Origin of the sequence: Enterococcus sp. 4G2_DIV0659, assembly GCF_002140715.2 — a bacterium.
Taxonomy (GTDB): Bacteria; Bacillota; Bacilli; order Lactobacillales; family Enterococcaceae; genus Enterococcus_L; species Enterococcus_L mansonii.
This window is the reverse complement of record NZ_NGLE02000001.1, coordinates 581,181-595,553: the sequence shown is the minus strand read 5'-3', so window position 1 is coordinate 595,553 and position 14,373 is coordinate 581,181. Positions and strand designations below refer to the sequence as shown.

The following is a 14,373-nucleotide window of genomic DNA, read 5'->3' as shown; positions in this document are numbered from 1 at the left end:
AGGTTACTTTTCTAGTCGTTTTTGGTCTAAAATGACCAAAGCAGTCTATTTTTTGAACGAAGACTGCTGAGAAAAAGGGAAACAATTATCCTTTTTTAAGAGTATAAAGGGTTGTTTCTGAGAATAACGTTAAGTTCAATGTTGAGATTATTTCTTTTTTATTTTAAATTCATCCAAAAAAAGAACAATATAAGCCGTTTTTGAACGGATAGATAAATACAGGGTTAAATAGTTAGAAAAAAGTAGTTGACGAAACAACTAATTATACGTAAAATGGTTGCTGGGGCAACTAAAAGAGGTGAGGAAATGAAGCAAAGTGTAGGACGTTTAGTCTCGATTTTATATCGTAAAAATGTAGTCTATATGAATGGTTTTTTAAAAGAATTTGGCTTAACATCTTCAGAACAGCCGATTTTAATGTACTTATATCGTTATGATGGTGTGACACAAGAGGCAATTTCAAACTATTTGAATATTGATAAAGGGGCAATGGCTCGCAGTATTCAAACCTTAGAAGAAAAAGGCTACATTCAAAAGAAAAAGAGTGAGCGAGATAAGCGGTGTAACATTGTGACGTTAACAAAGAAAGCTCGGGCGATTGAACGTGAAATCAAGTCGAAGCTTCAAGCATGGAGTGATTTTTTAACGGAAGATTTAGACCAAGAGACAGAAACAATTTTATTTAGTGCATTAGAACAAATGGTTCAAAAACTAGAGACAAAAGAAGCAAGTGTAAGGAGCTGATTGATTGGAAGCAAGTACGATTTTAGGAACAGAAAAAGTTTCAAAGCTATTGATTAAATTTTCAGTACCAGCGATTATCGGAATGATGGTCAATGCATTATATAATGTGGTGGATCGAATTTTTATTGGGAATGCATCAGATCTTGGAGCCAACGGTTTGGCAGGAATCACGATTGGTTTTCCAATCATGATTTTAATGATGTCAATTGGTTTGTTATTTGGTGTGGGGGGTGCAACGTTATTTTCGATGAAATTAGGTGCAGGACACAAAAAAGAAGCAGAAGAAGTGTTGGGGAATACGTTTACGTTACTAGCAATTAGTGGTTTTGTATTGTTGGTTTTGGGCACCCTTTTCTTAGAGCCAATGTTACAACTTTTTGGTGCGAGTGAAGCTGTTTTACCTTATGCAAAAGCCTATATGGGTATTATTTTCTTTGGTTCGATTTTTCAAATTATGGGTATGGGATTGAACAATTTTTTACGGGCAGATGGGCAACCAAAACTAGCGATGATTACGATGTTTGTTGGCGCAGGGATTAATATTTTGTTAGATCCGATTTTTATTTATGTTTTTCAAATGGGAATGGCTGGAGCAGCTTTAGCAACAATTTTGTCTCAGTTTATTTCGATGGCTTGGATTTTACGTTATTTTTTAGCAAAAAGTGATGGCAATAAAATTAGAAAAAAATATTTAAAACTGAAACGTCCAATTGTTACACGAATCACGGCTTTAGGGATGCCGAGTTTTTTATTACAGTTAGGAAACAGTTTACTAAATGTGACACTGAATAAAAACTTATTGGCTTATGGCGGAGATTTAGCTGTCTCTGGTATGGGGATTGTCAATAGTATTCAAACGATTTTATTGATGCCGATTATTGGATTGAATCAAGGGGTTCAGCCGATTGTTAGTTATAATTATGGTGCAAAAAAATATTCTCGTGTGAAAGAAGCGGCTAAATTAGCGATCATTGTTGCTACAGTTATTGTGATGATCGGCTGGATTTTAACGCGACTATTTCCAGAAGTGTTTGTGACCATGTTTAATCGAGAACCGGAGTTGGTTGCTTTTGGCAGTTATGCACTAAAAGCATGGTTCTGGTGTTTACCTGTTATCGGTTTTCAAATTATCGCTTCCAGTTTTTTCCAAGCAATTGGACGTTCAAAGATTGCGATATTTTTGACGATGACCAGACAAATCATTTTATTGATTCCAGCGATTTTAGTATTTTCCAATATTTGGGGCTTAAACGGTATCGTTCATGCTGCACCATTTGCAGATGGCATTGCGTCATTACTTACAGCCGTTTGGTTTACTTATGAAATGAAGCGATTGAATGCGCCTGATTTAGAAAATGTGCTAGATGAAGCAACAGAGTCTCCAATAGATTAAGTCATAGCTCAAATCAAAGAATTTTAAGAATCATTCCTGAAACAAAATAGGATGATTCTTGAGATTCTTTTTTTAATTAAATTTAAACAAAAAGACTATTATACTGTAATTTTATCATTTTATTGTAATTTTATTTCGTTTTTACATATAAAAACTTGAAATTTTAATTCCTATCCGTTATATTCTAGTGGAACCGGTTTAAAAAAAAGAAGGAGGAAGCAAATGCTTGATTCTTTAGCAACGGAAAAAAGAAATAAAGATACGTTAGATTTAGATAGTTACTCTGTAAAAGAAATCGTTGAAGCGATGAATGAAGAAGATCGGAAAGTAGCTGAGGCGCTACATGATGAACTTCCTTCAATCACAGCGTTGATTGAAGCAGTCGTTACGTGTATGGATAATGGTGGGAACCTTTTCTATATTGGCGCTGGAACGAGCGGTCGCTTAGGCGTACTTGATGCCGCAGAGTGTATTCCCACATTTAACACGAAACCTGAAACTGTTCAAGGCTTAATTGCTGGAGGAATGAAAGCGATGACAATAGCGGTTGAAGGTGCAGAAGATTCATTAACTCTTGCTAGAGAAGACCTAAAAGCTCACCAATTAAAAAAAGAAGATTTTGTTTTGGGGATTGCCGCAAGTGGACGGACGCCTTATGTCATCGGCGGATTAGATTATGCTAGAGAGATCGGCGCAAAGACAGGGGCACTTTCTTGCAACAAGGATTCAGAGATTTCTACTCATGCAGAATATGCAATTGAAGTTGAAGTAGGGCCGGAAGTATTAACAGGTTCTACCCGTTTGAAAGCAGGGACGGCACAAAAATTAGTGTTGAACATGATTTCAACAGCCAGTATGATTCGTCAAGGGAAAGCCTATCAAAATTTGATGGTGGATGTTCAACCTACAAACGAAAAACTGGTGGAACGTGCCAAACGAATTATTATGGATGCGACTGATTGCTCGATAGAAGAGGCTACATTTTACTTAGAGGATTCAAATCAGAATCCCAAATTAGCGATTGTTCGGATATTATCTGGGGAAAGTAAGGAAGTGTCAGAACAATTGTTGAAAAAACATAAAGGGTTTGTTGGTCGTGCATTAAAAGCAAGTGGTCACTAATTAAAGTAGTAAGGAACAAACATTTAGGGGGATGAAAATCAATGCAAAAAGTACTGAATTGGATCGAAGAAAAGTTAATGCCGCCAATGGCCAAGTTTGCAGAACAACGTCACATGAAGGCAATTCGTAATGGGGTTATTTCTACCTTGTCACTGATCATGATTGGGACATTATTTTTAACGATTTCCAATTTGCCGATTCCAGGGTTTGAAGAATGGATATTGCCGTATAAGGCAGATTTAGTGATTCCGTTTAGAATTACGATGGGGTTATTAGGGATTTATGGGTCATTTAGTATCGGTTATAATCTGACAAAATCGTATAAATTAGATGGCATTACTGGTGGGATGTTGTCATTAGCAACATTTTTAATGTTGACGATTCCGCAAAATGTAGACGCTTTATTGCCAGAAGGAAAAGGTCTTGGTCTTGCTTGGGTTATGCCAATGGATTATCTTGGCGGTTCAGGAATGTTTTCTGCGATTATTGCGGCAATTTTTGCTAGTGAGTTGTATCGTTTATTTACTAAACACAATATTACGATTCGTATGCCAGAACAAGTACCTCCAGCTGTAGCAAGAAGTTTTGAAGCATTGATTCCAGGTTTTGTTATTATTACGATTGTTTGGGTTGTGCGTGTTCTTATTGGGTTTGATGTGAATAAATTCTTGATGGATCTGTTTGCTCCCCTTGTAGATATTATGGGAAATAATTTATTAGGTGTGTTATTGCCGATGTTCTTTATCCATTTATTATGGGCAGCAGGTGTGCACGGAATGAGTATTATTGGTTCTCTGGTTCGTCCAATGTGGTTAGTTATGTTAGATGGAAATGCAGACGCATTTGCTTCTGGTACACCAATTACAGAATTGCCATACATTGCGCCTGAACAATTTTATCAATGGACAGTAACAATTGGTGGCGCAGGTGTCTCTATTTCCATTTGTATTTTGTTATTATTCTGTCGTTCAAAATTCTTGAAGCAAGTAGGACGTTTTTCATTGATTCCTGGTATTTTCAATATTAATGAAATGTTGATTTTCGGTGTACCAATCATTATGAACCCGATTTTGGCGTTACCATTTATCGCTGCACCACTTGTGACAACAACAATCAGTTACTTTGCGGTGAAATTCGGATTAGTTAATGGCTTTATCAGTAATCAAGCGTGGACATTGCCTGCACCAATTGGAGCGTATTTATCTTCAGGAAATGATTGGCGCATGGTTGTGTTAGTTGTAATCAATGTGCTTGTTGCGATGGTCATCTATTTCCCATTCGTTCAAATGTATGACAAACAAATGTTAGCAGAAGAAAAGGAAAATGAAGCGGCAGAAGCTGCACAACAGGTACAAACAGTCTAACTAGTTCGTTAATTGTTGGGACAAACACTGTTTAATAAAAACGGTTTGTTCCAACTTACTCTATTGTTTGAAAGGAGAAAACAATGGTAAAACTAATGCTTATTCTCGGAATTATTGGATTTATTTTATTAGGTGTGGGAATCACCCACATCTTGGAAAAAAATAATTGGCTGCCAAGTCGTTGGATTACAGGACTGCTTGTATTTTTGATTATTTTAGTTCCTAGTATTATTTTTCCTCAGTTACCTAATGCATTGAAGCTGGTGCTTTATTTTTGTAGTGGTCTTCTTGCGGTGGTCTTTTTTGAAACCACCCGTGGATTGCTAGAACGTAATGAGTATAAAGGAATCGTTAAAACACAAACGAAAAGAAAGTAGCAGAAGAAACATGAAATATATTATTGGTATAGATAGCGGAGGCACAAAGACTGAAGCGATCGTTTATGATCTAACGGGCAAGGAATGCCAACGAGTGATTACTGGATTTGGAAATATGCTGGTCGATCATGAGCAAGGATTAGCGAACATCAAATCAGCGATTCAAACGGTATTAACAGGACGACAAGCAAAAGATTGTCAATTATTGGTTTTAGGTTTAGCGGGTATTGAAAGTGGTGGACTAAAAGAAACGTTAGCCAACGAGTTAGCCGTATTTCAAGTACCTCTTGTTTTATTAAGCGATGGACAATTGGCTCATTATGCGTTTCTTAAAGGGGAGTCTGGTATTTTATTAATTGCAGGTACTGGATCGATTGCCATTGGACGGGTTAAAAATCAGTGGGTTCGTGTAGGCGGTTGGGGTCATTTGTTTGGCGATGATGGCAGTGGTTATTCTATCGGAAAACAAGCCATCCAACGTGCTCTTTACGAATATGATATTGGAGCGGAAAATAGTTTGTTGACAGAGAAATTAATGGCGCATTTTAATGTAGAAACAACCATCGAATTGGTGAAAATTGCCTATCAACTTTCTAAAGATCAACTTGCCTCTCTTGCAAAACTAGTAGCTGAACTGGCCTATCAAGATCCAGTAGCAGCAACGATTTTGTCAAAAGCTGGAACAGATTTAGGAAGTGAAGTAAAAAAACTTGTCACGAAAATGCATTGGACAGAAAAACAAATCAAGATCGGCTTGAATGGTAGTGTGATCGAACAGAACAAGCAGGTCCGTCAAGCGTTTTTCTCTTATGTAGATAAATGTGCATTTGAACCTGTATTTATTGAAAAAGAGCATTCCAGCGCAAAAGGCGCTTATTATTTTTATCAAAAGAATGGAGCGGTGATTGAATGAGACGATTAGGTATTTCCGTTTATCCCAATCATAGTAATGTAACAGAAATCAAAGACTATATGGACTTGGCCGCAAAGTACCACTTTAAACGAGTGTTTACTTGTTTGTTGTCTGTAGACGAAGGAAAAGATAAAATTGTCAGTGAATTTAAAGAAACGATTCACTACGCTAAATCTCTAGGGATGGAAGTCATTGCTGATGTGAGTCCTAAAGTATTTGGTGCTTTAGAAATCAGTTATAATGATTTGTCTTTTTTTAAAGAAATCGGAGCGGATGGAATTCGTTTAGATATGGGATTTACTGGGAATGAAGAATCTATAATGACTTTTAATCCTCAAGAGTTGATGATTGAATTAAATATCAGTTCTGGGACATGCTATTTAGAAAATATTTTAAGCTACCAAGCCAATGGCGATAAGTTGTTAGGGTGTCATAATTTTTATCCTCATCGTTATACAGGTTTAAGTTATGAGCATTTTTTCGAGACCACTCAAATCTATAAAGAAAAAGGCATTCATACCGCAGCTTTTGTCAATTCACCGTCGGCTACGATTGGACCATGGCCAGTAGAAGAAGGCTTATGCACCTTAGAAATGCATCGTCAATGGCCGATTACAACGCAAGCAAAACATTTATGGGCAACTAACTTGATTGATGATGTGATTATTGCCAATGCTTTTGCATCCGAAGAAGAATTAAAAGCCCTAAGTGCCATTGATCCATATAAATTGACTTTTGATTGTGTGATTGAAGAGAAAACACCAGAGCTAGAGCGTAAAATTGTCTTGGAAGAGTTCCATTTTAATCGAGGAGATATTTCTGATTATGTGGTTCGTTCTACCCAAAGTCGAGTAAAATACAAAGGACATAACTTTACACCCTTTAATACAATAGATATGGAAACAGGAGATATTATTGTAGAAACTTCTTTATATGCTCACTATGCAGGTGAGTTGCAGATTGCGCTATTACCGATGGAAAATTCTGGTAAATCAAACGTTGTTGGACATATCACTGAGGCAGATAGAGTGTTATTACCTTATTTACGTCCATGGCAAAAATTTGCATTTAATGAAGTGATGGTGTGAAACATTTAAACGTCGAGTGTTCAAATAGTCATTGGAAAGGGAGGGATGAAAGATGGTTTACGCGGTAGGTTTGATGTCAGGAACATCTTTAGATGGAATTGATGCTGCTTTGGTGGACATTTCTGGTAAAAATGAACAAACGTCCGTCACTTTGATAGAATTTTTGACGTTGCCGTTTGATAAAGAAACACTAAAACGGATTCGACAATCACTTTCGCTTGAAGAATCAACTGTAGAAGCTATCTGTTCTCTAAACGTTGAATTAGGAGAACAATTTGCTCAGGCAGTTTTAGCGGTTTGTGAGAAGGCGGCTATTTCTATTGAGCAACTAGCGTTTATTGGCAGTCATGGACAAACCCTGTTTCATATACCAGTAAAACGTGACCACTTGTTTCCTTCAACACTTCAAATTGGTGATCCGGCTGTTATTTGTGAACGAACAAAAACTACAGTTGTTTCCAACTTTAGAGAACGTGATATGGCTGTTGGTGGTCAGGGCGCACCTATTGTTCCTTACTCTGAATACGTTCTTTATAGAAGTGAAAAAAGCACCCGAATCTTGCAAAATATTGGCGGTATTGGTAATTTAACTGTGATTCCTAAAGCGGCAAAGCAAGAGGAGCTAATTGCATTTGACACTGGCCCAGGGAATGTTATCATGAATGAATTGTGTTTACATTTTTTTCATGTAGAATATGATAAAGATGGTAACTATGCCAAACAAGGAAGAGTCAATGAAGCGCTATTAGAAGAACTCTTAGCGCATCCGTATATAAAAAAAGCCTACCCAAAAACAACAGGTAGGGAAGAGTTCGGTAAACAATTTACCCAATCCTTGATTAAGCGTTGGTCGTTATCTCCTGTAGATTTGATTGCAACGGCCACAATGTTTACGGCGCAATCGATAGCTATAGCTGTAACGCCATTTGTTCAAGGTGATACGGAACTAATCATTGGTGGCGGCGGTAGCTACAATCAAACCTTAATAGCCATGATAAAAACATTGTTGCCAACAGTAAACGTAATGATTCAAGAAGAAATGGGTTACTCCTCAGAAGCAAAAGAAGCCATCGCTATGGCCGTATTAGCCAATCAAACGATCCAACATGGACAAGGAAATATTCCAAGTGCTACAGGAGCAAAAAAATCAGTTCCACTAGGTAGTATTACCTATTATTGATCGATATTAGAGTGAGTAGCGACTACTTGCTCTAATCCATACATAAACTGAACAAGTCAAAAATAAGGAGATGACACAAATGAGTGGAGAAAATATTCAGGGAAGAATTATTAGTATGTTGGATGTGCTGCCAAATTCTGAACAGAAAATTGGAAAAGTAATTTTAGAAGATCCATCCAAGGTAATCAATATGACTGCCTCAGAGTTAGCCAGCTATGCAGGAACGAGCTCAGCTACGGTCATTCGTTTTTGTAAAAAAATTGATGTCCCTAGTTTTACCCAATTGAAAATCCGTTTATCTGCAGAAATCGAAGTTCCTGTATATGAAGGCTATTCAGATATTACAATCAATGAATCCGTAGATGAAATTAAGTCCAAGCTATTGGGAAATGCCTATCAGTCTATGCAAGAAACTGTCGCTTTATTAAATGAACAGCGGATTGAAACCATCGTTGACTTATTGGTGGCAGCACCAATCATTTATGCATTTGGGATTGGTGCATCCTATTTAGTGGCAGAAAATATTGCGCAAAAATGGAATCGAATTGGAAAAACCGTCCTGTGTGTGCAAGATCCCCATGTTTTAGTCACGATGTTAGTATCTGCGCCAAAAGATGCGGTGTTTTTCTGCGTCTCTCATTCGGGAGAAACAAAAGAAGTTCTACGCTTAGTAGATGTTGCCAAAAAACATCAGTTAAAAACAATCGGCTTGTCTCAATTTGGAAATAACACATTGACCAATCAAGCGGAGTATTCGTTACAAACGGTACGTTCTAATGAAGCGGTATTACGAAGCGCAGCGACGACCTCTTTACATGATCAGTTTATTGTGGTGGATGTTTTATTTTATGCCTATGCTTCAAGAAACTTTGATCGCACCTTAGAAATGATTCAAGAGTCAAAAGCAGAAGTTTGGAAATATGAACAGTAACCAAACGATAAAAAAAGTATAACCGATTGAATGTGGAAGTATTCAATCGGTTATACTTTTTTGAGTGAAAAGAAAAACGATTCTTTCTTATTTAAAATAAACGCAGACACATTCTGGTGTGTAGACATCTTTTTGGATCATTTCTAAAAGACCTGTTTCTTTATCACGGCGATAAAGGGTAAGATTATCAGTATTTTGATTTGCAGCAACGACAAATTGACCTGATGGATCCAAATCAAAATCTCGTGGAATTTCCCCTTCAGTAGAAATCAATTGTACACGCTCAATGCTCCGACCATTTTCTGATGTAGCAAAAACAGCGATTGAATCATGCCCACGATTGGATGCATAGACAAAACGTCCATCAGCAGAAATACGGATAGCAGCGCCACCATTAAATTCATTGAAACCATCTGGTAAAGTAGATACTTTTTGAATCTGCTCAAATGAACCATCTTCAGCATTGTAGGCTAAAACAGTTACTGTACTGTCCAATTCACCAAATAGATAAGCTAATTGGTTGTTTGGGTGGAAAACCAAGTGACGAGGACCTGTACCAGGTTCTGCGACATATTGGGCAACTTCAGATAATTTTCCTTCTGAGCTGACATCATACGTATATACACGATCTGTTCCAAGATCACACACAACTAAACGACGATCTGGTGTTAAATCAGTGTAATGAACATGGGCGTTGTCTTGGTTTTCGTGAGGACCAGTTGGTTCATCATGAATAATTTTATCTGCATCTTCTAAACGACCATCGGCTAAAATGCGATAAACATGAACGATTCCTTGATGATAATTTGCACCAAACACTAATTGTTTTTCTTCGTCGACTGCAACATAACATGGAGGAGCGCCAGCTTCAGTTACTTTATTGATGACATCAAAATGGCCATTGTTGTTTTGGTAAGCTGCCATGCCGCCTTCACCATCGACAGATGTAACATTAAATAGGTTTCCTTTTTGATTTAAAGCTAGATAAGTAGGGCTTGTTTCTTCTATTAATAAGGTAGCATCAGACAGCGTTGCTTTTTCCGTATCTAGTGTGATCTGGTAGATTCCTTTACTTTCTCTACGGGTATATGTTCCTAATAAAATTTGTTCCAGCATGAAATTCCCTCCATTTTTTGCTGCTGTTTTTGACGTGTCAGCAATTGATATTTTCTCTTTTAGTATAGCACAAGAACACATGTATTTATCAAATTTTTATAAATCCAATGTTCGCATTTTCACTTGTTTTATGCTATTATATTTTAAGACTGTAACGACAGTCATTTTTAATTTTAGAGAGGTGACACGCATGTACGATAATACAAATAGTAACAACGGTGCAGTTCGCTGTTCATTCTGTGGCAAAACACAAGAAGAAGTGAAAAAAATCGTTGCCGGACCTGGTGTCTATATTTGTAATGAATGTATCGACCTATGTAAAGAGATTATTGATGAAGAATTTTACGATGAAGCCGTACGTGAATTAACGGATGTCCCGAAACCTCAAGAAATTTTGGATGTCTTAAACGAATATGTCATTGGACAAGATCAGGCAAAACGCTCATTAGCAGTGGCTGTCTATAATCACTATAAACGTGTAAATCAATCAGAAAATTCAAGCTCTGAAGATGTAGAATTACAAAAGAGTAATATTTGTTTAATTGGCCCAACAGGTTCTGGGAAAACATTTTTAGCCCAAACATTGGCTAGAACATTAAATGTACCGTTTGCGATTGCAGATGCAACGAGTTTGACAGAAGCAGGATATGTCGGAGAAGACGTAGAAAATATTCTATTGAAGCTATTACAATCTGCTGACTTTAATGTAGAACGTGCTGAAAAAGGTATTATCTATATTGACGAAATCGATAAAATCGCTCGTAAAAGCGAAAATGTTTCGATTACAAGAGATGTATCTGGTGAGGGGGTTCAACAAGCCCTACTTAAAATCTTGGAAGGTACTGTTGCTAGTGTACCACCTCAAGGCGGACGCAAACATCCACATCAAGAGTTTATCCAAATCGATACAACGAATGTCTTGTTTATCGTGGGTGGCGCTTTTGATGGAATCGAGACAATCGTTAAAAATCGCTTAGGTGAAAAAACAATTGGTTTTGGTACAAACAATAGCAAGCTAAACGATGGTGAAAGTGTGATGCAGCAAATCATTCCAGAAGATCTATTGAAATTTGGTTTGATTCCTGAATTTATCGGACGTTTACCTGTGACAGCTGCTTTAGAAAAACTAACAACAGACGATTTGGTTCGTATTTTAACAGAGCCAAAAAATGCGTTAGTCAAACAATACCAAAAACTTCTATCATTAGATGATACTGAATTAGAGTTTGATCCAGAAGCATTGCGTGCAATCGCTAATAAAGCAATTGAGCGTAATACTGGAGCTCGTGGTTTGCGATCAATCATTGAAGAAATCATGATGGATGTTATGTTTGACGTACCATCAGATGATTCAATTGAAAAAGTGATCATTACAGAAATGGCTGTTGAAGGAACAGGAAAACCAGCGATTATTTACAATAAAAAAGATAAAAAAGTTGGTTGATTTCAAAAAAGTAAAGTGCCTGAGACATAACTCTACAAGTTATATCTCAGACACTCAAAATCCGAATAAACGGCGAGAAAAAAGCACCTCCTTCGGAAATAAGCTGGAATTCACAAAAATTTGAAGAGCAATTTTCGTGAATTCCTTCTTATTTCTCGGAGCTAAACACTTTTGTCTCGTCCTCTTTTTACTGATTTTTTTATGGAGGTTAAGTTATGAATGTTCATAATGCAGAAATCGTCATCAGTGCGGTATCACCAAAACAATACCCAGAAACAGACCTACCAGAAATTGCTTTGGCTGGGCGCTCAAATGTTGGAAAATCGTCTTTTATCAATACATTGATTAATCGCAAAAATTTAGCGAGAACATCTGGTAAACCAGGGAAGACTCAAACACTGAATTTTTACCTAATCGAAAATGCGTTGCATTTTGTGGATGTTCCAGGATACGGTTATGCTAAAGTATCAAAAACCGAACGGGCAAAATGGGGCGAGATGATCGAAACGTACATGACAACAAGGGAACAATTAAAAGCTGTTGTCTCCTTAGTAGATTTGCGTCATGCACCGACACAAGAAGATATTCAGATGTATGAGTTTCTAAAATACTACGAAATTCCTGTAATTGTAGTGGCTACAAAGAAAGACAAGATTCCTCGTGGCAAATGGAATAAGCATGAGAGTATCATCAAAAAAGCCTTGAATTTTGATAAATCGGATGATTTTATCCTTTTCTCTTCACAAACAAAAGAAGGAAAAGAAGAAGCTTGGCGAGCGATTGAAGCCTATCTTTAAGCAGCTTTCTACAATAAAATAAAGAACAAGCAAAAAGCAAGTTGTCACTCACTTTTTGCTTGTTTTTTATTTTTAGCTTCAATTGCTTTTTTTTCTAGCTCTTCCTTAGGCATTTCTTTTTTCTTCGGATCAACAGCAAAGGAATCAAATAACTTATCTAAATCATTTGGGCTCTCGAATTTTAATCCCATGAAATATCGCCTCCATTCTCCTTCATTTTAGCATGTTTTCTATTTCTTGAGTAACTTTTCTGGTTTTTTAAGAAAATTTTAGTCCATTGATTTGTTTATAAAATAGCACTTAGAAACTAAAACTATTTCTTTAAAAAAGAAACCTGAACGAAACTAAAATCAGTTTTGTCCAGGTCTCTATAGCCTAATAAATGGTGTTAGGTAGTCAGAGTATTAGCTTCCTACTATTTTATTGGCAGTTGTTTCAGGTGCATGATTAATATCGAAAATAGCACCTTTATTGACTTTGATCGTTCCTGATACCTTCAGGGTTGGCGCGTTGGTTGTATTTGTACTTCGGTTAATTTGGGTCTTAGAATTATTTTGGAAAATTAGATTTCCGGCATTACCGAGTCTAAATAATTCTCGAATAGTTGTAACGTTAAATTTACCAGATTGACCAACCGAGATGTCTAAGGGCTTAGTACTGCTATTATCTACGTAAAAAAGAGTGTTATTTGCTACGTTTATAAAAACGTCCGCGTTATCTTCTATTGAAAAATACGGAATATGATCATTACCAAGGCCAAACCAGAAAGCACTATCTGAAATGGATTGATGATCTAAATTAAACGAACCTTTAATCGTGATCCCTAAAGCTTCAGCAAATTCTTGCGGAGTATCAGAATTTGTCATAACTTGTTTGATTTCAGCTTTTGTGGTACCAGAAAATGTAGCATAGCCATGGATATTATGAACTAATTGTGGACCACTATACGTGATGTTTGAATAGTTAAGTGTAACACCATAGACGTTATCATCGATATTTACTGGACCATAATAATTTTTACCTAAAATTGACAGATTGTTTAAATTGATGGTTTTAGTTCCGTTATTATTTTCTACATAAATTGTTCCGTGACTGCCATTTGTGGCTTCGGTTAAGGTATGAGATTGACCGTTAATGGTTAATTCTTTTTTAGCAGGGTGAATCTTAATCCCTCTTTCAAGTGTTATGTCGTTTGCCAATATTACCGTAGTTACACCATTATCGTTACTAAGAGCATTCCTCAATTCTTCATACGTACTAACGGTTACAGTTGCTGCTAATATCTCCTGCTGATTATTGTTGCTGTTTTCTTGTGCATGAACTGAATGTCCATTATTGAAACTTGTAAATAAAGCGATGCCTAAAATCCCTAAAAAGATAGTTTTTTTCACTTGAATCATCCTTTCTAATAGAAAATTAATACATACAAATGATAACAAATATTATTTAGGGCAGCAATTGAAATCCCTTGTTAATTTGCTTTCAAATAATATTATTATATTATTTATATAATAATCGAGAGTTTTATTATATAAATGAGTCAGCGACTCTCTTCTTGCATTTCGTTACAAAAAAAGGTATAGTTTTTTCGAATAGAGAAAAGAGGGATGAAATGGCAGGAAATATTTTTATCGGAATGGTTCGTGGCTATCAGCGTTTCATTTCCCCTGGGCTTCCAGCTAGCTGTCGCTATCACCCAACATGTTCACAATATATGATTGATGCCATCCAGACACACGGCAGTATCAAAGGGATAACAATGGGAACCGCGAGATTTTTACGATGTCATCCACTGACAAAAGGCGGGATTGATTATGTACCGCTGAAGTTTAGTTTAAAAAGAAATCCGGATCAGGAATATCATGGTCCCTATAATTATAGAAGAAACAAGCACAATAAATAGA

Annotated in this window: 15 protein-coding genes; 12 read left to right on the top strand and 3 right to left on the bottom strand. The window is 36.7% G+C overall.

What is annotated here, in order from left to right:
• Positions 1 to 306 precede the first annotated feature (306 nt).
• The 9 genes from A5880_RS02815 (at position 307) to A5880_RS02775 (ending at position 9,112) form a co-directional block, all read left to right on the top strand.
• Positions 307 to 744, top strand: a complete 438-nt coding sequence (locus A5880_RS02815; protein ID WP_179190484.1) for a MarR family winged helix-turn-helix transcriptional regulator — start codon at positions 307 to 309, stop codon at positions 742 to 744.
• Between the two features lie 4 nt (positions 745 to 748).
• Positions 749 to 2,137 carry an MATE family efflux transporter gene (locus A5880_RS02810; protein ID WP_086331693.1) on the top strand — a complete coding sequence of 463 codons (1,389 nt, stop codon included), beginning with the start codon at positions 749 to 751 and terminating at the stop codon, positions 2,135 to 2,137.
• Between the two features lie 222 nt (positions 2,138 to 2,359).
• The gene (gene murQ, locus A5880_RS02805) at positions 2,360 to 3,259 is read left to right on the top strand and encodes an N-acetylmuramic acid 6-phosphate etherase (protein ID WP_086331692.1); all 900 of its coding nucleotides are present in this window, start codon (positions 2,360 to 2,362) and stop codon (positions 3,257 to 3,259) included.
• Positions 3,260 to 3,300: 41 nt separating this feature from the next.
• The gene (locus A5880_RS02800; protein ID WP_086331691.1) at positions 3,301 to 4,623 is read left to right on the top strand and encodes a PTS sugar transporter subunit IIC; all 1,323 of its coding nucleotides are present in this window, start codon (positions 3,301 to 3,303) and stop codon (positions 4,621 to 4,623) included.
• An 83-nt stretch (positions 4,624 to 4,706) separates the two neighbouring features.
• Positions 4,707 to 5,000: a hypothetical protein gene (locus A5880_RS02795; RefSeq protein ID WP_086331690.1), complete on the top strand. Its 294-nt coding sequence runs from the start codon at positions 4,707 to 4,709 to the stop codon at positions 4,998 to 5,000.
• 10 nt (positions 5,001 to 5,010) lie between these two features.
• Positions 5,011 to 5,913, top strand: coding sequence for a BadF/BadG/BcrA/BcrD ATPase family protein (locus A5880_RS02790; protein ID WP_218776236.1), 903 nt, complete (start codon positions 5,011 to 5,013; stop codon positions 5,911 to 5,913).
• On the top strand, positions 5,910 to 7,001 hold the full coding sequence (locus tag A5880_RS02785; protein WP_086331688.1) for a DUF871 domain-containing protein: 1,092 nt from the start codon (positions 5,910 to 5,912) through the stop codon (positions 6,999 to 7,001). Before A5880_RS02790 ends, A5880_RS02785 begins: the two co-directional genes overlap by 4 nt.
• A 52-nt stretch (positions 7,002 to 7,053) precedes the next feature.
• On the top strand, positions 7,054 to 8,181 hold the full coding sequence (gene anmK / locus A5880_RS02780; protein ID WP_086331687.1) for an anhydro-N-acetylmuramic acid kinase AnmK: 1,128 nt from the start codon (positions 7,054 to 7,056) through the stop codon (positions 8,179 to 8,181).
• 79 nt (positions 8,182 to 8,260) lie between these two features.
• Positions 8,261 to 9,112, top strand: coding sequence for a MurR/RpiR family transcriptional regulator (locus tag A5880_RS02775; protein WP_086331686.1), 852 nt, complete (start codon positions 8,261 to 8,263; stop codon positions 9,110 to 9,112).
• 87 nt (positions 9,113 to 9,199) lie between these two features.
• Here A5880_RS02775 and A5880_RS02770 read toward each other — a convergent pair whose 3' ends face one another.
• Entirely contained in the window at positions 9,200 to 10,228 is a 1,029-nt protein-coding gene (locus A5880_RS02770) for a lactonase family protein (RefSeq protein WP_086331685.1), read from the bottom strand.
• Between the two features lie 190 nt (positions 10,229 to 10,418).
• On the opposite strand from A5880_RS02770, the gene clpX reads away from it, so the two are divergent.
• Together clpX and yihA are read left to right on the top strand one after the other, a co-directional pair.
• Positions 10,419 to 11,672, top strand: coding sequence for an ATP-dependent Clp protease ATP-binding subunit ClpX (gene clpX, locus A5880_RS02765; protein WP_086331684.1), 1,254 nt, complete (start codon positions 10,419 to 10,421; stop codon positions 11,670 to 11,672).
• 215 nt (positions 11,673 to 11,887) lie between these two features.
• Positions 11,888 to 12,469 carry a ribosome biogenesis GTP-binding protein YihA/YsxC gene (gene yihA, locus A5880_RS02760; protein WP_086331683.1) on the top strand — a complete coding sequence of 194 codons (582 nt, stop codon included), beginning with the start codon at positions 11,888 to 11,890 and terminating at the stop codon, positions 12,467 to 12,469.
• A 44-nt stretch (positions 12,470 to 12,513) separates the two neighbouring features.
• Here the strand turns inward: yihA and A5880_RS02755 are convergent, their stop codons facing one another.
• Together A5880_RS02755 and A5880_RS02750 are read right to left on the bottom strand one after the other, a co-directional pair.
• On the bottom strand, positions 12,514 to 12,660 hold the full coding sequence (locus A5880_RS02755) for an SPJ_0845 family protein (protein WP_086331682.1): 147 nt from the start codon (positions 12,658 to 12,660) through the stop codon (positions 12,514 to 12,516).
• A 213-nt stretch (positions 12,661 to 12,873) separates the two neighbouring features.
• Positions 12,874 to 13,860, bottom strand: a complete 987-nt coding sequence (locus A5880_RS02750) for a pectate lyase-like adhesive domain-containing protein (protein ID WP_086331681.1) — start codon at positions 13,858 to 13,860, stop codon at positions 12,874 to 12,876.
• Between the two features lie 221 nt (positions 13,861 to 14,081).
• On the opposite strand from A5880_RS02750, the gene yidD reads away from it, so the two are divergent.
• Complete coding sequence (gene yidD / locus A5880_RS02745; protein ID WP_069646722.1) at positions 14,082 to 14,372, top strand: membrane protein insertion efficiency factor YidD; 291 nt, start codon at positions 14,082 to 14,084, stop codon at positions 14,370 to 14,372.
• Position 14,373: the final 1 nt, after the last annotated feature.

Excerpts from the sequence above, each read along its gene's own strand:
- A5880_RS02785 (WP_086331688.1), top strand. The coding sequence starts at position 5,910 with ATGAGACGATTAGGTATTTCCGTTTATCCCAATCATAGTAATGTAACA.
- anmK (WP_086331687.1), top strand. The coding sequence starts at position 7,054 with ATGGTTTACGCGGTAGGTTTGATGTCAGGAACATCTTTAGATGGAATT.
- A5880_RS02775 (WP_086331686.1), top strand. The coding sequence starts at position 8,261 with ATGAGTGGAGAAAATATTCAGGGAAGAATTATTAGTATGTTGGATGTG.
- clpX (WP_086331684.1), top strand. The coding sequence starts at position 10,419 with ATGTACGATAATACAAATAGTAACAACGGTGCAGTTCGCTGTTCATTC.
- yihA (WP_086331683.1), top strand. The coding sequence starts at position 11,888 with ATGAATGTTCATAATGCAGAAATCGTCATCAGTGCGGTATCACCAAAA.
- A5880_RS02770 (WP_086331685.1), bottom strand. The coding sequence starts at position 10,228 with ATGCTGGAACAAATTTTATTAGGAACATATACCCGTAGAGAAAGTAAA.
- A5880_RS02815 (WP_179190484.1), top strand. The coding sequence starts at position 307 with ATGAAGCAAAGTGTAGGACGTTTAGTCTCGATTTTATATCGTAAAAAT.
- A5880_RS02755 (WP_086331682.1), bottom strand. The coding sequence starts at position 12,660 with ATGGGATTAAAATTCGAGAGCCCAAATGATTTAGATAAGTTATTTGAT.
- A5880_RS02790 (WP_218776236.1), top strand. The coding sequence starts at position 5,011 with ATGAAATATATTATTGGTATAGATAGCGGAGGCACAAAGACTGAAGCG.
- A5880_RS02800 (WP_086331691.1), top strand. The coding sequence starts at position 3,301 with ATGCAAAAAGTACTGAATTGGATCGAAGAAAAGTTAATGCCGCCAATG.
- murQ (WP_086331692.1), top strand. The coding sequence starts at position 2,360 with ATGCTTGATTCTTTAGCAACGGAAAAAAGAAATAAAGATACGTTAGAT.
- A5880_RS02795 (WP_086331690.1), top strand. The coding sequence starts at position 4,707 with ATGGTAAAACTAATGCTTATTCTCGGAATTATTGGATTTATTTTATTA.
- yidD (WP_069646722.1), top strand. The coding sequence starts at position 14,082 with ATGGCAGGAAATATTTTTATCGGAATGGTTCGTGGCTATCAGCGTTTC.